The following is a 21,453-nucleotide window of genomic DNA, read 5'->3' as shown; positions in this document are numbered from 1 at the left end:
TCTTTATGCGCCAAAGCTACCCCCTGTCTAGCCCGACGGGAATACAAATCCACCCGCCGTATATCACGCCATATCCCTGCGTAGACTGCGCAACACTCTTTTGCAATCTCAGACCTTGCGGCCGCACGCCGGCAAAGGTTATACAGGTGAGTTACATACTCCGCAGAGACCTGTTATGCGCAAGCGCCTTGTTCCCCTTCTGATCCTCGTCATCGGCGTTATCGGTTTCCTTCTACTCAAGGCCACCCGATCAGTGCCTGAACCGGTCACGCCACAAGAACGCACCTGGCGGGTGACGGTTATGGAGGTGGATCCCGAGGCGCGCCAGCCAAGCCTTACCCTGTATGGGCAGCTTGAGTCTCCCCGTCTTTTCACCGTGGTAGCACCCATGACCGGGCGCATCAACCTGCTCCCGGCACAGGATGGGCAGACAGTCGAGCAAGGGACGTTGCTGGTCGCGCTGGATGATAAAGATATCGAGCCGATGGTCGCGCGGGCACAGGCCGACCTTGCCGACGCCAGTGCCCAACTGGCGCGTGAAAGCGTCGAACATGCCAGCGATCTCAAGGCGCTGATACTGGAAGAGCGCATTCTTGATAACGCCCGTAAGGGACGTGGCCGGGTAGAACAACTGGTCGAGCGTCAATTGGTATCGCGGACCGAACTGGAAAGTACGCAGGACCTGTTCGAACGTGCCGCATTAACCGTCGCCGTTCGTCAGCGCAGCATTGAAAGCCACGACTCGCGTCTCTCTGCGCTACAGGCGCGAGTCGATCGTGCCCAGTCAACCCTCGAATCCGTAGAGCGGGACGCTGCCCGCAGCCGCTTCGCAGCACCCTTCGATGGCGTTGTAGCCAATGTTCAGGTCGCACCGGGCGACCAGGTGACCAGCAACCAGTCGCTGCTTGATTTCTATCCTGTCGAAGGTCTTGAGTTGCGTGCCACCCTGCCGCAGATTCATGCGCTGGACTTCACCCAGGCGCTGGCCTCGGGTCAAACGCTGGTCGCTCGCACTCTGGAGACCACCCCGTCCCTGACCATGACCCTGCAGCGCATTGCTGGCCAGGCCGATACCACCGGAGTGGAAGCAATTTTTGTGTTGGACCAACCTGCTGCAGGTCTGCGGCTGGGCAACCTGCTGGCGATCAGCGTGCCCAAACCGGCCGCACCAGACAGCATCGCACTGCCCTACAGCGCTCTATACGGCAACCGAACGGTGTACGCATTGGAAGACGGGCGCATGAGCCGAGTTGAAGTAGAACGTATCGGCGAGACGGTAATGGACCAGGGCGAGCGCTGGCTACTGGTGCGCTCGCCGCAGTTGAAATCCGGCATGCAGATCATCATCACTCATCTGCCCAATGCAATGCAGGGGCTAAAAGTGGATACCGTCACCCCCGACGCGTCTGCGAAGTTGGCAGCGGAGCCGGCAGAATGAGTCGCAGCGTCAGTCCGATTGGCTTTTTTGTACGCCACAAGGTAGCGGCCAATCTGGTCATGCTGGCGATGTTAATGGCCGGCGTGCTTGGCCTGCTGCGTATGAATATCCAGTTTTTCCCGACTTTCGCCCTCGACTTCGTCACGGTGCAGGTGGTCTGGAGCGGTGCCGCTGCAGAGGATGTCGAACAGGCCATTACCCAGCCATTGGAACAGCGTCTGCGCAGCCTGGAAAACCTCAAATCGATGACCTCGACATCGGCTCAGGGCATTTCCAGCATCACCCTGGAATTCAATGAAGAAGTGAACGCTCTTGTTGCGGTAGACGACACCCGGCAACGGGTCGACGAATTTCGCAATCTGCCCGCCGATGCAGAGGAGCCCAAAGTATCACGAGTCGCTCGCTACGACCCGATAGCCACGCTGCTTATATTCGGTCCATACGCCGACCATGAGCTACGCGCCTTGGCTTATCGCTATGAGCGCGACTTGCTCAGTCGCGGCATCGACCGGATAGAGATATTGGGTCTTCCCGATCAACAGATCAGCATTGAGGTCCCTAATCAGCAGTTGCAACAACTGGGTATGTCGCTGGACCAGATTGCTGATCGCATTGCCGCAGAGTCCCGAGATCTCCCGGCCGGCCTGGCTGGCGAGCAGGATGCCGCGCGGGAGCTACGCGCCATCGAACAACGCCGCAGTCCCGAGGGGTTCGCCAATCTGCCGATTGCCCGTGGCGGGATCAATTACATCCGCCTCGGCGATATTGCCGAGGTACGGCAGGAATCCATGCGCAATCAGGTGCAGCTCAATCATCAAGGCTACCCAACGGTGGAACTGGTCTTGCAGCGCGCCGAAGACGGCGACTCACTGGCCTCCGCACAGATCCTCAACGACTGGCTCGATGAGATTGAGCCAACATTGCCGCCGGGAATGAGCATCAACGTCTATGACCAGGCCTGGCAACTGATCAATGATCGAATCGGCCTGCTGGTCAGCAACGGTATCGGTGGCCTGGCACTGGTTCTGTTGCTGTTATACCTATTCCTGCCCGGTCGTGTCGCCCTGTGGGTGGCGGTTGGCATCCCCACTGCGTTTCTTGCCGCACTGGGCGTGTTCTGGCTGATCGGCGGCTCGATCAACATGATTTCTCTGTTTGCGTTGATCATGGCGCTGGGCGTGATCGTCGACGATGCGATTGTGGTGGGCGAAGATGCCGACGCTCACTTTCGCAATGGCGAAAATCCCGACTATGCCTCCGAAGGCGCTGCCAAACGCATGCTCTGGCCAGTGGTCGCTTCGTCGTTGACCACCATAGCGGCCTTCATGCCGCTGTTGGTCGTCGGCGGCATTTTTGGCAATATCCTCGGCGATATTCCGGTGGTGATGATTTGCGTATTGATCGCTTCGTTACTGGAATGCTTCGTCGTCCTGCCCCATCACCTGCGATCCGCTTTCAAGCCAGTCGTAGCCACGACGGGGACCGGCTGGCTGCAACGTAGTGGCCGTCGACTCGATGCAGTGCGTCAGGGTTTTGATCGTCGCTTCAATCAGTTCCGCGAGGGTCGCTTCCGGCGTCTCTCGCAACTGACCCTCAGGCACCGGGGCGCGACACTGGCGTGCGCAGTAGTCAGCATTATACTGACCATCGGTCTAATCAGCGGTGGGCGTATCGGCTTCAGTTTCTTCCCAACGCCAGAGCCGCAGGTCATTTATGCGAACGCCAATTTCGTTGCTGGCACACCGAAGCAAGAGGTAGATCTTTTCCTTGATCACTTGCAGGAAACCTTGAACGCCACAGAAGACGCCTTTGCCACACAGATGATCGAAAATGCCATCGTGCGCCGTGGCGAATCCATTGGCTCCTCCGGCGCGGGTCGCCAAGGCGACCAGCTCGGCTCCATCCTGGTCGAGCTGGTCTCTCCGGATCATCGCGATGTACGCAACAGCGAATTCATTCGGGCCTGGCGTGAACGTATCCGGATGCCTGCCGGCATCGATCAGCTGGTTATCAGCGAGCGCACGTCAGGCCCACCTGGCAAAGATGTGAATGTGCGCCTGACCGGCGACCGGCCTGCTCAACTGAAGGAAGCCGCCGAGGCAGTGGGCGTGATTCTAGGCGCAATAGAGGGTGTTATCAGCTCTCAGGACGATATGCCCTGGGGACGCGAGCAACTGGTGTACGGCCTGACGCCGTACGGTCAGTCGCTGGGGCTGAGTACCCAGAGTCTGGGTCGCCAGTTAAGGGCAGCCTATGACGGACGTCTGGCGCAGATCTACCAGCAACGCTCGGATGAAATAGAAGTACGGGTGCAATTGCCCCGCGAAGAGCGCGAGCACTTGTCCAGTCTCAATGATCTGGCTATCCGGCTCGATGATGGCCGCTTCGTACCACTGAATCAGGTCGCCGAATTCGACAGCCGACAGGGTTTCAATGCACTGCGCCATGCAGAAGGACGTCTGGCGGTAGAGGTAACAGCCGATCTAGATCCCACGCAGACCACCGCTGGAGAGGTGCTTGCCCGCCTTCAGGAGGCCCTGCCGGCACTCGCCGCCAAACATAATGTGCACTACAGCTTCGAAGGCCGTTCGGCCGACCAGCGCGACACCCTGGCCGACATGCGCACAGGACTGATCATCGGACTGCTACTGATGTATGCGGTGCTGGTCTGGGTTTTTTCATCCTGGAGTACGCCACTGATCGTGATGGCGGTTATTCCGCTTGCGCTGGTTGGCGCTTTGCTGGGCCATTGGGTCATGGGCCTGAACATGACGATACTCTCGTTGTTCGGACTGTTTGGACTTTCCGGCATCGTGGTTAACAATTCGATCATTCTCGTCAGTTTCTATCAACAGCAGCGCAAGACCGGCCTGGGCATCAACGAAGCCCTGAGTGAGGCGGTCATACAGCGCCTGCGCGCCGTATTGCTGACTTCGCTGACTACCATTGGCGGCCTGCTGCCGCTGTTGTTCGAAACGTCCCTGCAGGCCCAGTTTCTGATCCCCATGGCAACCTCTATCGCATTCGGTCTGGGTTTCTCCACTGTTCTGGTGCTGCTGGTAATCCCGGCACTGATGTCGGTACTGGAAGGCTTCAAGGAGCGAGGCAACACTCAGACAGTAAACGGCTAGCCACAAAAAAGCCCCGCCAGTGCGGGGCCTCTTGTATGACGTATGTTACTCGGGCCGAGGCGCCTTGACCGTTTCCATGGTCTTGGTAATCGCTGCGACCGCCGCCCCAATATTGCTCAATTCCGCCGGCAGAATCATGGTGTTGTTGGTTTTGGCCAGCTTGCCAAACTCACGCACATACTGCTCGGCAACACGCAGCGCGACTGCATCCTTGCCGCCCTGGGTATTAATCGCTTCTGCTACGCGGCGCAGACCTTCGGCTGTCGCCTCGGCAATCAGCTGGATCTCGCGGGCACGACCCTCGGCCTCGTTGATCTGACGCTGCTTGTCTGCTTCCGACAAGTTGATGGTTTCCTGCTTCATACCTTCAGAGATGTTGATCTTGGCTTCCCGCTCGCCTTCTGACTGAGCAACCACCGCGCGACGTTCCCGCTCGGCGCGCATCTGTTTTTCCAGCGCGTCGAGGATGGTTGCCGGCAATTCAATGTCAGCGATTTCGTAACGTAGTACCTTTACGCCCCAGGGCTTGGCCGCTTCATCGAGCGCCAGCACCACCTGGGTATTGATGGTTTCACGTTCTTCGAAGGTCTTGTCCAGCTCAATCTTGCCGACCACCGAGCGAAGCGTGGTTTGCGCCAGCTGCATCGCCGCATAGCGATAGTCGTTAATACCGTAACTGGCCAGCTTGGCATCCACCACCTGTAAGTAGAGCACACCATTGACCACTACCTGAATGTTGTCCTTGGTAACGCAGGCCTGACTGGGCACGTCAATCGCCTCTTCCTTCAGGGTATGCTTGTATGACACCCGGTCAACAAAAGGTATCAGGACGTGAAAACCAGCCTCCAGTGTTTTGGCGTATTTGCCCAGACGCTCGACAATAAAAGCTGATCGCTGGGGAACGATACGTGCTGTCTTGGCCAGCGCAATGATCACCAGCGCCAGAAACGCCAGTGAAATCAGTGTTGCAATATCCATTTCAAATGCTCCGTAAAAGGGAATGTTGGTTTAGAGGATTTATAGGTATTCGGCCCCGCTTCAAGGCTGCTGTCGACTCAACTTGAGTACGATACCGTGATGATCGATCACCCAGGCATGCTCACCGGCGCTCAATGGTTCGCTCGATTCGGCGTCCCACTTGGCCCCGTTTAGCAATACATCGCCAAAGCCATCATTGAAGTCACTCAGTACCTCGACCCGTGCGCCGATAAATCCAGCGTCATCCTGGTCCGCCACAGCCGGGTTATCTTCGGTGCCTTGCAGCCATCGCTTGAAGTGCCTGCGCAGTCCGAACAAAGCCGACAGACTGAGGAGTGAGAAGACCGTCAGTTGAACGCTGGTCGTTTCTATCACACCAACCAGAGTCAGCAGCCCAACGGCCAGTGCGCCGATGCCAAAAAATGCGGCTATCAGACCCGGCATGAAGAACTCGGAAGCCAGCAAAAGAAGGCCGAACAGCAGCCAGAATGCATATCCGTTGATAAAAGTGCTCTCCAGCATGATTGCGCTCCTGTGCGTCTGCTATGCGGTCTCGCGAGATTACCAGATTGCTCGCGGATTAACCGCGATGGGAATCGCCGATCGTAGTACCTCGTATGTCGAACCCCAATAAAAGCAATATGATTTGCTATGCTCTAACAAAATCTCAGGGATTCTGACCATGCATCAAGGACGTTTTGTTCTAATGGTTTTCGCACTATTCATGTGCTGTGTGCTGCCTGCCAATGCTCAATCCACGGGCACTCCGCTACGTGTGGGTATCACCCCCGTACCACCTTTTGTCATGACCAGCGAGGATGGCAGCTGGGAGGGCATCAGTATCGATCTCTGGCGCAACATAGCCGAAGAGCTTGAGCTGGAGTATGAATTAGTCGAGATGAGCTTCGATGAACTTCTTCAGGGTGTGGAATCCGGCACAGTGGATGTCGCGGTCGGCGCGCTGACAATGACAGCTGATCGCGAGGCACGATTCGATTTCGCCCACCCGTTCTACCAGACAGGCCTGTCGATCGGGGTGCCGCATAACCCCAAGAGTGGCTTGTGGCAGAGTTTGCGCGCACTGGTCAGCTGGCAGTTCGTCAGCCTCATCGCCAGCCTGGGCTTGCTGTTACTCTTTGTTGGCCTGCTGCTGTGGGCAGTTGAACGTCGGCGTAATCCCGAACAATTTGGTGGCACCCCTATACAGGGTATCGGCGCCAGTTTCTGGTGGGCTGCTGTCACCATGACTACCGTAGGTTACGGCGATAAGGCACCCACATCGCTACCGGGCCGGCTGATTGCACTGGTCTGGATGTTTGCCGGCCTGATCATGGTCGCCAGCTTCACCGCCGCGATCACCTCATCCCTGACCGTCAGCAATCTGCAGCGGCAGATCGAAGTGCCTCAGGATCTACCGGGCAATACGGTGGCAACCATCGCCAATACCGCCAGCGCTCGATACCTGCGCGAAGGGCGAATAAACCGCGAGACCTACCCCGATCTAACTTCCGCGATGCAGGCGGTTTACCGCGGCGAGGCAGACGCGGTGGTGTATGACCGTGCGCTCATGCAGTACCGCAACCAGCAACTCGGCAACCAGCGCCTGGATATCCTCCCAGCCGTTTTCGAACAGCAGTTGTATGCTTTTGCCTTACCCAGCGATAGCCCCTATCGGGCACCTATCGCACAGCAGGTATTACGTTCAACCGAATCGCCAGAATGGGAAACATTGACCGAGCGCTATCTGGGCCACTGAGGAAGCAAGGATTTGATACTCTGAATTACCGTTCATCGGATTTTTTTGATGAATGGTGTTACTGCAGAGCAGTCGACCAGCCGGTCACAAAACTGACAATATAGTCATTTCTATTTTACCCTTAAGGCAACCTTCTGTTACCCGAACCCTCTGTCTATGCTGCTTCAGCGATACATCAGATGTTGTCGCCCTTATAAGAAAAACAATGATTCACGACACAGGACATACACCTATGCATAACAGAACCCGGCTATCTCTAGCCTTGGGCATCATTGCCACCGTAGCTATATGCGTCCCAGCCCAGGCCGACTATACCCAGACCAAATATCCCATCGTACTGGCCCACGGCATGCTCGGCTTCGACAAGCTGCTCGGCGTCAATTACTGGTACGGTATTCCCTCTGCACTGCGCAGCGGCGGCGCCACCGTGTACAGCACGTCGGTCAGCCAGCTCGATACCTCAGAAAAGCGCGGCGAACAGCTTCTCGCCCAGGTTGAAAGTATCGTTGCCATTTCAGGCAAGCAGAAAGTCAATCTGATTGGTCACAGCCATGGCGGGCCCACCATCCGTTATGTGGCCGCTGTGCGGCCGGATCTGGTCGCTTCGGTCACCAGTGTCGGAGCACCCCACAAGGGCTCCAAGGCCGCCGACTTTATCCGTAATGTTCCCGAGGGTTCTGCCGGTGAAGCAGCCGTAGCCGGCATCGTCAACGGTCTTGGCGCACTGATCAACTTCCTCTCCGGCAGCAATACCACCAGCCCACAGAATGCCCTGGGCGCCCTCGAATCGCTCAATTCGGTAGGCGCTGCGCAGTTCAATGCGCGTTTCCCGCAAGGGCTGCCCACATCGTCCTGCGGTCAGGGCGCTTACTCGGTCAATGGCGTACGTTACTACTCCTGGGGTGGAACCAGCCCGCTGACCAACGTCTTCGACGTGTCTGATGCCCTGCTTGGTGCGACCTCGCTGACCTTCGGTTTTGAAGCCAATGATGGTCTGGTTGGCCGCTGTAGCTCGCATTTGGGCATGGTGATCCGCGACAATTACCGTATGAACCATTTGGACGAAGTAAACCAGGTCTTCGGCCTGACCAGCATTTTCGAAACCAATCCGACATCGGTCTACCGTCAGCACGCCAACCGGCTGCGTAACGCAGGCTTGTAAAGCTGTGGCCGGCTCCTCGTGGAGCCGGCCCATTATGTTACCCCCCGATCAACGCACTCAGCGGAGAGTCGATGCGAACCCTTGTCTATGTACCTTTCCTGGCCGCCGCCTTATTGCTCGGCTGGCATTATCTGACGCCTGATTCTCAACTCACTGAGACCAGTGTCCAGTCGACAGACGACATAACCCCTCCACGCCAACCCGCGGCGTCCGTCACAGTTACACGCCCAGACATCCCCGTCACCCCAGCGACAATTGAATCGCAACTTGGCACCCAGATTGATGGCATGCTGGAAGTAGACCGCAATGGCAATCTGCTGATCACCGAACAGATCCGTCACCTGTTCGACTATTTCTATACCACCGTCGGCGAAGTTAGCTTTGAGCAAGCCAGCGACAATATCCGTCAGCATCTGACCGCTCGGTTACAGCAGCCGGCACTCGATCAGGCCCTGGTAATACTGGATGACTACATCGAATACAAAACTGATTTAGTCGAGCTAGAGCAGGCATTTCCGGTCGTCGCCGACGTCCACAGTTTAAGAGCTCGCGCCGATCAGGTGCAGCGCCTGCGGGCGCGCATTTTCAGTCCCGAGGCCCATCAGGCTTTTTTTGCCGCAGAAGAAGTGTTCAACAACTTCACTCTGGAACGCCTAGCCATCATGCATGATGACAATATCGCCGGCCAGGACAAGGGCGCGATGATCGAGGACCTGCGTCAGAGCCTACCGGAGGACATGCAGGATCTACTGGTACCCCAGATCCACCAGGTACTGACCGAACAGACTGACACGCTTCATTCCGCCGGCGCAGATGCCAGCGAGATTCGCTCACTGCGAATGTCGTTGGTGGGCCCCGAGGCCACCGGGCGACTCGAAATGCTCGACCAGCAGCGCCAACAGTGGCAACGCAGGCTGGATGAGTTCAGCGCAGAACGCCAGGCGATTGCAGACCATCCCGGGCTAAGCGATGCAGATAAACAGCAGGCAATCAATGAGCTGGTTACCCAGCGGTTCGCGTCAAATGAGCAGCTTCGAATTGGCGGCCTGCTTGATGATCCCCTGAACAGACCCTGACAGACCCTGAAACAGCTTGCTGCGACAAACCCCGACAGCCGGACCATACTGAACGTCTAATCGAATAGATGGAGCAAGCTGATGCGCGCCGATGAATTTCTAAAAAAGTATGGCCTGGACGGCGATGATGCTGACCTTAAGGATACCAGCCTGCGCGGCAAGTCCCTGGAACGAGCCATGCATCCCGGCCGCCCCCATGCCGGCACACCCCATGACTGGGAAGACTGGGAGAAATTCAAGGCGCAGGAAAAAGCGCTTGCTGAGCAAAAGCTCAACCCGAATGCCAACGAGAAAGCCGATGATAAATAATCGCAGTAGCCCATGGACGGCATGTGCTCTGCTGCTTGCGACGGGTGTATGGGTTAGCGGCGTCAGCGCCGAGTCGCTCATGCAACCATCCGACATACTCCAGTGGGAACGTCGAGACTTCACGGGTCAGACCGGGTACACGCTGACTCAACACGCCGGCCAGGAGATGCTTCAAGCGCAATGCTCGGATGCAGCCTCAGCTTTGTACCTGGAGCAGACCATTGATCTGCGCGATACACCGATTCTGGAATGGTCCTGGGCGATAGACAGGGTATTCAACGGCATCGATGAGACGCAGAAAAGTGGCGACGATTATCCTGTGCGCTTGTACGTGGTCAAGGATGGTGGCTTGCTGATCTGGCGGACTAGAGCGGTTAACTACGTTTGGTCCAGCAACCAGCCGGTTGGTCATGCATGGCCCAATGCCTACGCCAGTCAGGCGCAAATGCTGGCTCTACGCAGCGGCGCGCCGCAACAGGATCAGCCCGTGACCGAGAGCCGCAATGTGCGCGCGGACTTTCAGGCGCTGCATGGCATTGAGCTCGACAGCATCGACGGGCTGGCGATCATGACCGACTGCGATAGCAGTGGTCAGCCCATCACCGGCTGGTACGGCAGCATCCGCTGGCTGCCGGCAACCGACTAACCCGGTTACTTAGGCATCCAGACACCGTTGATCAGAATGTACTGGCCGGGCTGAGTGCGCTCCAGCGCTTTTTTGCCGGCAATCGCCTCAACGTCGCGCACCTTGATTCCATTCTCCGTAGCCAAGCGCTGGTACTCGTCTCGCCGTGCATTGTTTATCTGCTTGGCAATTTCCGCGGCTTCTCCGCCAGGCTTAACCACGCCCACATAACCATCGGGGCGCTCGCCCAGCACGCCTGCTACCTTGGCTTCCGTTAATGCACCCATCGCCTGATTGAGACTCAGCGCCCAGGCCGGCGAGGTCAGCATCAATGCTGTAATCAGCAAAATAAATCGGATACTTATGCGCATGTCATCATCCTCTAGAACAAGCCGCTGGATTCACTGAACAGGTCGTCCAGCTCGCGATCTACCTTGATGTAGATTTCGTGCTGAATCTTTACGTTCAGGTTGATATTGATCGGTTCAGTGGGCGCCTGAACCTTAACCGTAGGGGTGCACCCCACAGACAGCAATATCGCCACTGCCATTCCCGCTAACAGATGCCATCGCATGCTGGTGATTCCTTCAAATGATGGGATGTCACGGCTCCATACGCCGCTGCAGCAGGCGCTGCTGAATCCGTTTCTGAATGACTTCACTGACCTGTCCACTCAGCTGCAAACTGGCCATCAGAGCAGGGACATCCTCTTCAAGCCGGATATTAAGATGGATTGGTCGCCCTTCTTCAACTGCCGGATTGCGGCCTTGCAACTCCAGACCTAATATGAGTATACCTCCTTCGCCGTAGGTTACATCCGCGCTGAGCAGGTCATACTGAAAATCATCCAAAGCTTGGGCAACCTGGCGCATACCCGGCGTACTTGTGGCAAGACTCTCAAGCTTGCCGGAACGGTACTGGAGAAATCCGCCAGGCTTTCGCGCATCCACTTCACCTTCGGATATCACCAGCTCACCACCGGCGAGAGTCAGTGGCAAACGCCCATCCAAAGTACCAAATCCGCGCAGCCCCTCAGCAGGATACGCCTCGAAAAGACGGTCTAGCCTCACCCCACGGATAGTTAACACCATCTCGTGACGCGCTGCGGCCAGGTCCAGCACACCTGAATCCAGCGATATCTGCCCACCCATCACGTCCATACGCGCCTGATCGACAGTCAGTTTACCCGCTGCCGGGCGTGCCATCGATGCGGCGTAACCTAGCTGTGCGCTCAGGGGCCCCATGGGTAGACCCGGATTCAGTGAGTCCAACGTCAACGCCGGCATTCGCAGCTGTACCCTGTCGCCTGCGAGATCAATATCAACGGCGGCGGTGAGTCCCTCGAAGCTTGCCCGGTCGTAAATGCCCGCGGCACCGCTCAGCTCCAGACGACCATCAACTTTGTTTAGCGTCCCGGTGCCATGCAGGCTGACTTGACCCTGCAGCCGCCCGCTGCTCACCGTGAGCAGCTCCGGCCAGCTTCGCAACATTGTTGATAATGGATCTCCTCCGCGCAGAAATGTAGGCTCCAGCGTCATATCTGCCCGCCAGGATTGACCTGTGGGCCAAGCAAACACCAGACCCACCGCAAGTTCGCTGGCCGATGCCAGGCGCCCTTTCCAACGCAACACTGAACCATCACGTTCCAAGCGCCCCTGCAATACCCAGGCTTGCGGGTGTAAGAGACGGTGTTCTACCTCAGCGGCACTGAGGGTTAGCGGCCCCGATGCTGCTATTCCAGCGGGCTGCCCAAGGGGTAGCATGAGCGCCAGCCCGGCCAAGTCGGCGCGCACGTTCTTCATCACGAGATCAGGCTCTGCCTGAACGCTCCCCAGACTCATCACTGCCCCAGACCCCAACTCGAGAATCAGTTGCTGCCCATCGACACGCCCGGCCAAGGGCCAGTCGATTTCCACCTTGCGCAACTGCAGCGCCCCCAGCGCGTAGCGATCAATCTCGGCTCGCAAACGCATCCCATCCCACTCGGCCTGCCAACCTGAACCTGACGTCACCACCAGCGCCCCGCTCACACTCCCGATGACCGGTCCCTCGACCTGCACATTCAGTTGCAGGGGCAGGCTACTGGACCAAGCCAGTTGACTGGCCTCCCGTGCCCGAACATCGATCTCGAGCGCAATAGGACGGGTCTGGTCCGGCAGCGCAACCAGACTCGGCAGCGTCGGCTCACTCAAGTGCAACCGCAGCTGACCCTCGCTGAGTTGCCACAGACCTGCATCCCCCAATAAATCGAGCGTCATCTCCCCTTCGGCCGTACCCACCCGGGGAATACGCCAGGCGCTGGCAAGGGCAACCTCAGCGCGCACCTCGACCGCCCCATCGAGCATGCCGGCGAAGCTTTCAGGACGTTCAACGGGCTCCAAGAACCAATTCAGATTGACGCTGAGCCCGGTTGGCAGCGCGTCCACCGGCAGTTGCGCACCACTGAACCAGGGCTGCAGATAAGCGAGCAGCCAATCCGCTTGTGGCCAGTCCGCCACTGTCAGAGCTCCCGATGAGCGCGGAACGGACTCTCCATAGAGCCAACGGGTTTGCAATTGCGCGGCTGGCTGGCCTGACAGACCCAGATTTAGATCCGCCTCCAGTCCGGCCCCATCCGTATTTAAAATACCGTCCAGAGTGATGCTGCCTTCTGCCGCCAGCAGCTCTGCCTGCAGAGCAAAAATGCCAACCTCCAGGCGCGTGATTTGAAGCCCTGTGGACAGATCGCAGAATGAGGTGCTGCAAGGCAAATGGATATCTATGTTGGGTAATGCCAGCAGCGAAAAAGGAAGCCACTGCAGGCTGTCCGCGAGAGCGCGCAGATCAGGCATCGCTGAAGCCGCCTGTTGCTGGGCCTTAAAGGAGGGCTGCCAGTCAAGCTGCACCTGTGACGCACGCACTGTATCCAGGCGAGGCCTCCCAGACCAGACCGGATCGACTGACAGCCCACTAATGCTGACATTGAGCCGTGCACCGCCCTCGGTTATGTAACGGCCAGATAAGCTTTCTACGCGCAAGGCACCCGCTGACCAGCCTGGCCCAGACCAGGCAAGCTGATCGATACCGGCAGCGGAGAGTTGTTGCCGTGCCACTAGCACCACGGCCAACATGAGCACCAGCACGAGAGTGGCTACAGCCAGCAACAGACGAATACCCAAGCGCATTAACGCACCCCTTACGATCAAACCTGATCACTCAGTCCAACCACTCAATCCAGCCTGGTGGCGTGGCTTCGAGCGACTACCCTATACTGCCATCTGAAAACGCGCACGCTATTGTGGAATAACAAACAGGGTAGCAGGGCCGTCCCTACAGGCCGCCCCCCAAAAAACAAACACGAGCCTGATATGTCTTCTCCCACACCACAGCATCCGCATAAATCTCCCGCAACTCAAGCTGCAGGCAGGCCAGAGCTTTCCGGTCGGCCACTGCTCGGCGTCTTGCTGGCCGTGATTCTGGCCTGGTTACTCATGGCTCTGTTTCAGGCATACAAACCCATGCCAAAGGGACTATCCGCCAGCATGCCAATGCGTGCAGCGGAAAACGTACAACTACTTGATGACCGCACCTATGTTACCGATGGAGGCGAACGGGTCAGTAATCAAAGTATATTCGTCGAGATTGGACGGTTGATAGGTCAAGCCCGAAAACTGATCGTTGTGGACATGTTTCTGTATAACGAATTCGCCGGTAAAGACAGCTACAGACCGCTTACTGACGATCTGACCAATGCGCTCCTGGCTGCTCGCGAGCGCCACGCGGATATGTCGATCGTGCTGATTACCGATCCGTTCAATACCCTCTACGGCGGATTACAAGCACCCCACCTGGAGCAATTGCGAAGCGCTGGCATACACGTAGTGATATCCGATTTGAATGAACTCCCGGCTTCCAACCCATTCTGGTCGGGACTGTGGCATCTGTGCTGTCGGCACGCAGGCAATAACGCTGATGGTGGTTGGTTACCCAATCCTGTTGGCGACGGCAAGGTTACATTGAGAAGTTACCTGGCCCTCATCAACTTTCGGGCAAACCATCGCAAGACCCTGATAGTTGACGAAGGGGATACCTGGGCCGGCCTTGTGACATCGGCCAACCCTCACGATGCCAGCAGCCGCCACAGCAATAATGCACTGGTATTTCGCGGAGCCGCGGCGCTTGATTTACTCGCGACCGAAATATCGGTATTGGACTTTTCCGGTGCGCTATACACCGTCGACTGGCCACAACCGCCGTTGACGATTCAGGACCTCGAAGGAACACAGTTGCAAGTGCTGACCGAAGGACGCATCCGTGATGCCGTCCTGGAACTGGTCGACAGTAGCGTCGCAGGGGACCAACTGGATATGGAGATGTTCTATCTGGCCCACCGACCGACTATCGAGGCATTGGCTCGCGCCAGCGCTCGGGGGGTGGCGATCCGTGCGCTGCTCGATCCTAACCGGGATGCATTCGGGCGTGAGAAAAACGGTATTCCAAATCGTCAGGCCGCCTGGGATCTGCGCGATGCGGGCATCGCCGTTCGTTGGTGTGCTACGAGCGGAGAACAATGCCATCGCAAATGGATACGCCTGGAGCGCGCAAATGGCAGTGCAGAATTCGTTCTCGGTTCAGCCAATTTTACCCGGCGCAATCTGGATAATCTGAACCTGGAAACCAGTGTTCGTCTGGTGAGCCAAGGCACCGCGCCGGTTATGCGCCAGGCGCGCGCATTGTTCGAGCGCAACTGGAGCAATCCCGGCGGTAACCTGTACAGCCAGCCCTATGAAGATTTCGCAGACCATTCACGCTGGCGCTACGGGATCTACCGTTTCATGGAGTTCAGCGGATTATCTACCTTCTGATCTCAGTGCAGCTCGGCAAAACAGGCGGCAATGATATCCATGCCCTGCTGCACCTCCGGATCGCTGGCGGTGAGCGGCACGAGGATACGGATGACATTCCCGTACTGACCACATGACAGCAGAATCAATCCTTTCTCGCGCGCCAGAGTGACCAGCTGCGCGGCCAGGATTGGGTCAGGCCGGCATTCGCTGTCAAACAGCTCGCAGGCCATCATCGCGCCCAACCCGCGCACCTCGGCAATTCGCTTGTCGACCTGTGCTATCGCGCGCAGGCCAGAGCCGATCATGTCGCCCAGGGTGCGACTACGTGCCAGAAGATTTTCCTCCTCAAATACTTCCAGTACCGCCAGTGCAGCCGCGCAAGCAATAGGACTGCCGGCGTAGGTGCCGCCCAGCCCGCCGGGTGCGATAGCGTCCATCAGTTCAGCCCTGCCGCATACGCCGGCCAATGGAAAGCCGCCGGCGATCGATTTGGCGAAGGTCGTCAGGTCCGGCGCGACACCACTTTGCTCCATGGCGAAGAAGGTCCCGGTGCGCCCCGCACCACTCTGCACCTCATCAGCCACCAGAAGTATGCCGTGTACATCGCACAGTTTGCGCAGCTGGCCCATGAACGCCGGACTGGCAACATGAAACCCGCCCTCACCCTGAACCGGCTCGATCACGATGGCGGCAATGTCCCTCGGCTCAGCATCATTCTTGAAAATCCGTTCAATACTCGCTATCGCATCCGCATCACTCACCCCGTGCAGGGGGCAGGGAAACTGCGCGCGGTATACGCCACCCGGCATCAGACCCATGCCGGCGGAGTAGGGGGCCACCTTGCCATTCATCGACAAAGTCATCATCGTGCGGCCGTGATAGCCGCCGGTGAAGGCGATCACACCGGCCCTGCCGGTGGCTGCACGCGCGATCTTGACCGCATTTTCCAACGCTTCGGAGCCAGTGGTGACCAGCAGTGTTTTCTTGGCAAAGGCACCCGGCACCAGCTCATTGAGTTTTTCGCACAGTGCAACATAGGGCTCATAGGCCAGCACCTGAAAACAGGTATGGGTAAAATGGTCCATCTGCCGCCTGACTGCATCCATCACTTTGGGGTGGCGATGACCCGTATTGAGCACAGCGATGCCACCGGCAAAGTCGATGTACTGCCGCCCTTCGACATCCCAGACAGTCGCATTCTCTGCCCGCTCGACAAACACCGGATGAATCTGACCCACACCCCGGGCAACAGCATCATGGCGACGCTGCATCAGGGACTCGTTACTCTTGCTCATGGCTCGCCTCATTGACAGTCAGGTGACGACCCGGGTCAGATGCCGCCCAGGCACAGGTACTTCATTTCAACGTATTCTTCGATACCGTATTTCGAGCCCTCACGACCCAGACCAGAGGACTTCATGCCGCCAAAAGGAGCTACTTCGGTAGAGATCAGGCCGGTATTGATACCGACCATGCCGTACTCCAGCGCTTCCGCCACTCTGAACACCCGACTCAGATCACGTGCGTAGAAATACGCGGCCAGACCGAATTCGGTATCGTTGGCTTGACGCACTACATCATCTTCGTCACTGAAACGGAAAAGCGGTGCTAGCGGCCCAAAGGTTTCTTCACGCGCCAGCAACATGCTGCTGTCGATATCCGCCAGCACCGTCGGCTCAAAGAAAAATCCGCCAAGCGCATGCGGCTTACCGCCCACCAGTACCCGAGCACCCTTGTCGGTCGCGTCAGTGAGATGCTGCTGTACTTTGGATACTGCCGCAGCATTTATCAACGGGCCAGTAGTTACGCCATCCTCAACGCCGTTGCCCACTTTGAGCTTATTGACCGCGGCGACCAGCTTCTCAGCAAAGGCGTCGTATACACCGTCCTGCACGTAGATCCGATTGGCACACACACAGGTCTGCCCGGCGTTACGATACTTGGAGATCATCGCGCCCTCGACGGCCGCATCCAGATCAGCATCATCAAAGACAATAAAGGGTGCGTTACCGCCCAGCTCCAACGACAATTTCTTCAAGGTGGGCGCACATTGCTGCATCAGCTTGATACCGACACCGGTAGAGCCGGTAAACGAGAGCTTGCGCACGATAGGGTTGGCGCAGAGCTCAGCGCCGACCTCGATAGCCTGCTCGGCGTCCGCAGTCACCACACTCAACAAACCGACCGGTAGCCCAGCCTGTTCGGCCAGCGCGACCAGTGCCAATGCAGAAAAAGGCGTCTGCGGTGCGGGCTTGAGTACCATCGCGCAGCCCGCAGCCAGAGCCGGCGCAGCCTTACGAGTAATCATTGCCGCCGGAAAATTCCACGGCGTGATGGCTGCAGTCACACCAACCGGTTCTTTCTGCACGATAATGCGTTTATCTACCTGGTGGCCTGGGATGGTGTCGCCATAGATACGCTTGGCTTCTTCAGCAAACCACTCGATAAAAGATGCAGCATAGGCAACTTCACCACGGGCCTCGGCCAAGGGTTTACCCTGCTCGGCAGTCATGATCTGGGCCAGATCTTCCTGATGAATCATCATCAGCTCGAACCACTTGCGCAATACTGCCGAGCGCTCTTTCGCTGTACGCTTGCGCCACGCTGGCTGGGCCGCTTGAGCCGCTTCTATCGCCCGCCGCGTTTCTGCACCGCCCATGTTCGGCACACTGCCCAGTCGTTCTGCATTGGCTGGGTTGAAAATCTCGGTACGTGCGCCGTTATCGGCCTCGCACCAATGACCGTTAATATGGGCTTGCTGGCGAAATAAATCGGGAGATTTCAGCTGCATCGGAGCTCCTCAGGTGCGGTCACATGCAACGCCAGGCGTAACGCATTTACCACATACATGTTTGAAATTTCAAACATGCTAAGGTGCGGATGACGTTCAGGCAAGAGGGCCGAAGAAAAAATTCGGGCGGACTCGTTTTCAGTGTTTTATTCGCGAGACAACGGCTCTAGGGCGAGACAGCTACAATCCGGGCCCGAACTATTCGGTCGCCGTACTGCAGAGCCCTAGAGCTCATGCTATGACCGAGTCAGGCAGCTGTTTCGCTATCAAACAGTCCGCTGGGGCCATGCTGGCCGGCTTCAAGCAATCCAGCAACGCGCTGCAGGCTGGCAAGCAGCATCAGCTGCTCCCAATCAGCCAGGTTACCAAACCGCTCAAGGAATTCCGCCGGCAGCAACGCGGGCTCCGATTGGATTGCAGCGACGCCCTTCGCACTCAGCGCCAGGTGCACTTTGCGTTTATCGCTCTTGCTGCGGATACGTTGGAGCAACTCACGGTTCTCAAGTCGATCAATAATAGTACTGAGCGTCGCTTGGGAGACGCTGACCTGCTTCGCCAGATCACCCAAAGTGCCCTCCCCCATTGCCTTGATGCTATGCATGATCAATAGCTGGATGGGTGTCAGACCACTATGACGCCCAAGGCGCTTGGCATGAATTTCGCTGGCTCGCTGCAAGCGGCGCAGCGATAAATATAAGTCGTGCATCATATGCATGTTCGGCTCCCGGCCGCACCTGTTGGGGGTGCATTTTGCCATAAAGTCTAAATATTACAGTAGTAACCATTAGTGCAAGCTCAATACAGGTAAGCACAATATAAAAGCCTCGTACAACCCAAAAAACGGGCTTGATTCGCATAATTTTTTTCAAAGAGTACCGTAACAATACTTTTACATCAAAGCAATTGAGTGATCGAGACTGCTACCATCTGCCATGACGCGACAAACAGACCGAAATCCCTTATAACAGGGGACGCCTTATAGGCGCCTCCTAGCGTCAGCACGCGGGAACCAACATGTCGATCAAGTCTGAATCGGCCATGACGACGGGCGAAACTGCCGCAAATGGCACTCTCGATAGCCACAACCCAAAAATGACGACACAAGCAGCCCTATGAAAAAAATAAACTCGAAAACTTTTGGCGCTTGCGCCACCGTCCTCGCATGCCTCCTGCCGTCTGTCGGTCAGGCACAGAACAACCTACTCAGCTTGCCGGCACAGACCGTACTGGGCAGTGAGGTTGATGCGCAGGACATTCGCATACCCGTAGCCCGTGATACCGTCAGCGGCGACCAGATCAGCCCCCAGAGCCTGGGTGGCAATCTGTCTGAAACCCTGCAACGGGTGCCCGGACTGGTAGCGGTCAATCGGCAGAACTACGCCCAGGACCTGCAGATTTCGTCGCGAGGCTTTGGCGCCCGTGCACAATTCGGCGTGCGCGGCGTGCGCCTGATTCAAGATGGTATTCCCTTGACCATGCCCGACGGCCAGGGCCAGCCATCGCTATTCGACCTGGATGGCATGCAGCGCATCGAGGTCTTGCGTGGGCCCCTTACCACGCTGTATGGCAACGCGTCCGGCGGCATCATCCAGGGCTTTACCAATGAAGGCTCTTTTTATCCGACCCTGGAAAACCGCACGGCTATAGGCCCGGATAACCTGTGGCGTTCACGGCTCCGCTATGGCGGCCAACATGGCGACCTGAACGTCAGCGCTAACGTCTCCCGACTGCAGACCGATGGCTACCGCGACCATAGCGAAACCCGTCGAGACATCGCTAATCTGCGCCTGGGCTGGGACATCGATGATGCCTCAAGTCTGACACTGTTGATCAACAGCCTGGATCAGCCCGAGACTCAGGACCCGCTGGGTTTGACGGCAGCTCAGGTGCGCGAAGATCGGCGTCAGGCGGTAAGCGGCACTGACACCTTTGACACGCGCAAGACTGCGCGCCACAACCAGGCCGGACTGAATTACCAGCGGCGTCTGGGCAATGACGACAAGCTCACGCTGATGGTGTACGGCGGCGAGCGCTATGTAGAGCAGTATCTGGCATTCCCTGGCGGCGGGCAGTTTTCCGGCGGCGGCGTAATCGAACTTGATCGTCGATTTGGGGGCGGCGAGCTCGGCTGGGCACGGAACACTTTGCTGCTTGGCCTCCCGGTAGAACTGGCGGCCGGACTGACCTACGACTATCAAGGCGAGCAACGCAATGGCTTTATCAACAATGGAGGCAACAAAGGAGCGCAACAACGGGACGAATACAACACCGTCGACAGTCAGGATGCTTACCTGATAAGCACCTGGCAGCTTGATCCACGCTGGACGCTGACCGCTGGTCTACGGCACAGCCGGGTAGAGTTCGAGTCGGAAGATGATTATTTTACTGATGGTCAGGACGACAGCGGCGGTGTGGACTATCAACAAACCAACCCAGCATTGGGTCTGAGTTACCAGTGGAACCCTTCGCTGACCGTCTATGCCGCGCTGGGGCAGGGCTTTGAAACACCAACCTTTCAGGAATTGGCTTACCAGGAGCAGGGCAGCGGCCTGAACTTCGGCCTGCAGCCCAGCGAATCGCGCAATGCCGAGGTCGGCCTCAAACTGCGTCACGAGCAAACGCGCGTCAATCTGGCACTGTTTCAGAGCCGAGTTGAGGACGAAATCGTCACCGGCCCCAACCAAGCATTGACTGGTCGCAGCACCTTCGTCAATGCCGGCCAGTCAACCCGTCGCGGCATTGAGCTCTCGCTCGAACAGGGTTTCGATCATGGCATCGAAGCTTACCTGGCTTACACTTTGCTAGATGCCCGCTTCGACAGTTATACGACCAACAGTGGCTCAGACCTATCTGGCAAAGATCTCCCGGGTGTCCCACGCCACAGTCTATTCGCCGAATTGAGCTGGCAGCCACCGGGTAGCGGCTTTATCACTGCACTGGAAGCACAATCACTAAGCGAGCGCTTCGCCACTGATGACAATGATGCACGCGCAGCAGGTTACGCCGTATTCAACTGGCGCGCCGGCTATAGCCACCAAGTGGGTGACTGGACGGTTGACCCTTTTGTGCGCATCGACAACCTCGGCGACAAAGAGTACATCGGCTCGCTGATTGTTAACGGTCCTGGCGGGCGCTTCTACGAACCGGCTCCCGACCGTCAGTGGCTGGTGGGCGTCGGATTGGAGTACCAGTGGCGCTAAGGCTATTAACTGGGCGAGCCGAGTTTCACCTCGGCCACCCTGCGGGCCAACAACATCTTTAGTTGAGGCGGAGCTCGCCTCGCCTGAAAATAAATCCAGTATATTTGACATAGCTTCACTTATTTGCCCGAATTTGCTGATTCTAGGGTTTTTCGTTTGTT

The 21,453-nt window shown here is 57.4% G+C and carries 17 protein-coding genes; 9 read left to right on the top strand and 8 right to left on the bottom strand.

Features of this window, described 5'->3' with window-relative positions:
• Window positions 1–175 precede the first annotated feature (175 nt).
• On the top strand, window positions 176–1,438 hold the full coding sequence (locus ACJAXR_RS10190; protein WP_415058148.1) for an efflux RND transporter periplasmic adaptor subunit: 1,263 nt from the start codon (window positions 176–178) through the stop codon (window positions 1,436–1,438).
• Window positions 1,435–4,569, top strand: coding sequence for an efflux RND transporter permease subunit (locus tag ACJAXR_RS10185; RefSeq protein WP_415058147.1), 3,135 nt, complete (start codon window positions 1,435–1,437; stop codon window positions 4,567–4,569). Before ACJAXR_RS10190 ends, ACJAXR_RS10185 begins: the two co-directional genes overlap by 4 nt.
• A gap of 45 nt (window positions 4,570–4,614) precedes the next feature.
• On the opposite strand, the gene ACJAXR_RS10180 is transcribed toward ACJAXR_RS10185, so the two are convergent.
• A complete protein-coding gene (locus ACJAXR_RS10180) occupies window positions 4,615–5,547 on the bottom strand; it encodes an SPFH domain-containing protein (RefSeq protein WP_415058146.1) in 933 nt (310 codons plus the stop codon).
• Between the two features lie 60 nt (window positions 5,548–5,607).
• Entirely contained in the window at window positions 5,608–6,069 is a 462-nt protein-coding gene (locus ACJAXR_RS10175; RefSeq protein ID WP_415058145.1) for an NfeD family protein, read from the bottom strand.
• Between the two features lie 160 nt (window positions 6,070–6,229).
• Between ACJAXR_RS10175 and ACJAXR_RS10170 the strand changes: the two genes are divergently transcribed.
• From ACJAXR_RS10170 to ACJAXR_RS10150, 5 genes are all read left to right on the top strand, one after another.
• A complete protein-coding gene (locus ACJAXR_RS10170; RefSeq protein WP_415058144.1) occupies window positions 6,230–7,303 on the top strand; it encodes a transporter substrate-binding domain-containing protein in 1,074 nt (357 codons plus the stop codon).
• Between the two features lie 232 nt (window positions 7,304–7,535).
• A complete protein-coding gene (locus ACJAXR_RS10165) occupies window positions 7,536–8,465 on the top strand; it encodes a triacylglycerol lipase (protein ID WP_415058143.1) in 930 nt (309 codons plus the stop codon).
• Between the two features lie 71 nt (window positions 8,466–8,536).
• Entirely contained in the window at window positions 8,537–9,541 is a 1,005-nt protein-coding gene (locus ACJAXR_RS10160) for a lipase secretion chaperone (protein ID WP_415058142.1), read from the top strand.
• A gap of 81 nt (window positions 9,542–9,622) precedes the next feature.
• Window positions 9,623–9,850 carry a hypothetical protein gene (locus ACJAXR_RS10155; protein ID WP_415058141.1) on the top strand — a complete coding sequence of 76 codons (228 nt, stop codon included), beginning with the start codon at window positions 9,623–9,625 and terminating at the stop codon, window positions 9,848–9,850.
• A complete protein-coding gene (locus ACJAXR_RS10150; RefSeq protein WP_415058140.1) occupies window positions 9,840–10,496 on the top strand; it encodes a DUF3047 domain-containing protein in 657 nt (218 codons plus the stop codon). Before ACJAXR_RS10155 ends, ACJAXR_RS10150 begins: the two co-directional genes overlap by 11 nt.
• Window positions 10,497–10,501: 5 nt before the next feature.
• On the opposite strand, the gene ACJAXR_RS10145 is transcribed toward ACJAXR_RS10150, so the two are convergent.
• Genes ACJAXR_RS10145 through ACJAXR_RS10135 form a run of 3 tightly spaced genes read right to left on the bottom strand, consistent with a single transcriptional unit; the run spans window position 10,502 to window position 13,639 of the window.
• On the bottom strand, window positions 10,502–10,846 hold the full coding sequence (locus ACJAXR_RS10145; RefSeq protein WP_415058139.1) for a YdbL family protein: 345 nt from the start codon (window positions 10,844–10,846) through the stop codon (window positions 10,502–10,504).
• Between the two features lie 11 nt (window positions 10,847–10,857).
• Complete coding sequence (locus ACJAXR_RS10140) at window positions 10,858–11,049, bottom strand: YnbE family lipoprotein (RefSeq protein WP_415058138.1); 192 nt, start codon at window positions 11,047–11,049, stop codon at window positions 10,858–10,860.
• Window positions 11,050–11,077: 28 nt separating this feature from the next.
• Window positions 11,078–13,639, bottom strand: coding sequence for a YdbH domain-containing protein (locus ACJAXR_RS10135; protein ID WP_415058137.1), 2,562 nt, complete (start codon window positions 13,637–13,639; stop codon window positions 11,078–11,080).
• 183 nt (window positions 13,640–13,822) lie between these two features.
• Here ACJAXR_RS10135 and ACJAXR_RS10130 point away from each other — a divergent pair, with 183 nt between their 5' ends.
• Window positions 13,823–15,319 carry a phospholipase D-like domain-containing protein gene (locus tag ACJAXR_RS10130; protein ID WP_415058136.1) on the top strand — a complete coding sequence of 499 codons (1,497 nt, stop codon included), beginning with the start codon at window positions 13,823–13,825 and terminating at the stop codon, window positions 15,317–15,319.
• A gap of 2 nt (window positions 15,320–15,321) precedes the next feature.
• Here ACJAXR_RS10130 and gabT read toward each other — a convergent pair whose 3' ends face one another.
• The 3 genes from gabT to ACJAXR_RS10115 form a co-directional block, all read right to left on the bottom strand.
• Window positions 15,322–16,596: a 4-aminobutyrate--2-oxoglutarate transaminase gene (gene gabT / locus ACJAXR_RS10125; RefSeq protein WP_415058135.1), complete on the bottom strand. Its 1,275-nt coding sequence runs from the start codon at window positions 16,594–16,596 to the stop codon at window positions 15,322–15,324.
• Between the two features lie 35 nt (window positions 16,597–16,631).
• Window positions 16,632–18,092 (bottom strand): NADP-dependent succinate-semialdehyde dehydrogenase, encoded by a 1,461-nt coding sequence (gene gabD / locus ACJAXR_RS10120; RefSeq protein WP_415058134.1) that lies wholly within the window; start codon window positions 18,090–18,092, stop codon window positions 16,632–16,634.
• Window positions 18,093–18,339: 247 nt separating this feature from the next.
• On the bottom strand, window positions 18,340–18,807 hold the full coding sequence (locus tag ACJAXR_RS10115) for a MarR family winged helix-turn-helix transcriptional regulator (protein ID WP_415058133.1): 468 nt from the start codon (window positions 18,805–18,807) through the stop codon (window positions 18,340–18,342).
• Window positions 18,808–19,204: 397 nt separating this feature from the next.
• Between ACJAXR_RS10115 and ACJAXR_RS10110 the strand changes: the two genes are divergently transcribed.
• The gene (locus tag ACJAXR_RS10110; protein ID WP_415058132.1) at window positions 19,205–21,292 is read left to right on the top strand and encodes a TonB-dependent receptor family protein; all 2,088 of its coding nucleotides are present in this window, start codon (window positions 19,205–19,207) and stop codon (window positions 21,290–21,292) included.
• The last annotated feature ends 161 nt before the right edge of the window (window positions 21,293–21,453 follow it).

Origin of the sequence: Halopseudomonas sp. (assembly GCF_047631575.1) — a bacterium.
Classification (GTDB): Bacteria; Pseudomonadota; Gammaproteobacteria; order Pseudomonadales; family Pseudomonadaceae; genus Halopseudomonas.
This window is presented reverse-complemented; position numbering and strand designations above follow the sequence as displayed.

Coding starts and splice junctions, on each gene's coding strand:
- ACJAXR_RS10160 (WP_415058142.1), top strand. CDS start 8,537: ATGCGAACCCTTGTCTATGTACCTTTCCTGGCCGCCGCCTTATTGCTC.
- ACJAXR_RS10185 (WP_415058147.1), top strand. CDS start 1,435: ATGAGTCGCAGCGTCAGTCCGATTGGCTTTTTTGTACGCCACAAGGTA.
- ACJAXR_RS10145 (WP_415058139.1), bottom strand. CDS start 10,846: ATGCGCATAAGTATCCGATTTATTTTGCTGATTACAGCATTGATGCTG.
- ACJAXR_RS10155 (WP_415058141.1), top strand. CDS start 9,623: ATGCGCGCCGATGAATTTCTAAAAAAGTATGGCCTGGACGGCGATGAT.
- ACJAXR_RS10115 (WP_415058133.1), bottom strand. CDS start 18,807: ATGCATATGATGCACGACTTATATTTATCGCTGCGCCGCTTGCAGCGA.
- ACJAXR_RS10180 (WP_415058146.1), bottom strand. CDS start 5,547: ATGGATATTGCAACACTGATTTCACTGGCGTTTCTGGCGCTGGTGATC.
- ACJAXR_RS10110 (WP_415058132.1), top strand. CDS start 19,205: ATGAAAAAAATAAACTCGAAAACTTTTGGCGCTTGCGCCACCGTCCTC.
- ACJAXR_RS10165 (WP_415058143.1), top strand. CDS start 7,536: ATGCATAACAGAACCCGGCTATCTCTAGCCTTGGGCATCATTGCCACC.
- ACJAXR_RS10190 (WP_415058148.1), top strand. CDS start 176: ATGCGCAAGCGCCTTGTTCCCCTTCTGATCCTCGTCATCGGCGTTATC.
- ACJAXR_RS10150 (WP_415058140.1), top strand. CDS start 9,840: ATGATAAATAATCGCAGTAGCCCATGGACGGCATGTGCTCTGCTGCTT.
- ACJAXR_RS10175 (WP_415058145.1), bottom strand. CDS start 6,069: ATGCTGGAGAGCACTTTTATCAACGGATATGCATTCTGGCTGCTGTTC.
- ACJAXR_RS10140 (WP_415058138.1), bottom strand. CDS start 11,049: ATGCGATGGCATCTGTTAGCGGGAATGGCAGTGGCGATATTGCTGTCT.
- ACJAXR_RS10170 (WP_415058144.1), top strand. CDS start 6,230: ATGCATCAAGGACGTTTTGTTCTAATGGTTTTCGCACTATTCATGTGC.
- gabT (WP_415058135.1), bottom strand. CDS start 16,596: ATGAGCAAGAGTAACGAGTCCCTGATGCAGCGTCGCCATGATGCTGTT.
- gabD (WP_415058134.1), bottom strand. CDS start 18,092: ATGCAGCTGAAATCTCCCGATTTATTTCGCCAGCAAGCCCATATTAAC.
- ACJAXR_RS10130 (WP_415058136.1), top strand. CDS start 13,823: ATGTCTTCTCCCACACCACAGCATCCGCATAAATCTCCCGCAACTCAA.
- ACJAXR_RS10135 (WP_415058137.1), bottom strand. CDS start 13,639: ATGCGCTTGGGTATTCGTCTGTTGCTGGCTGTAGCCACTCTCGTGCTG.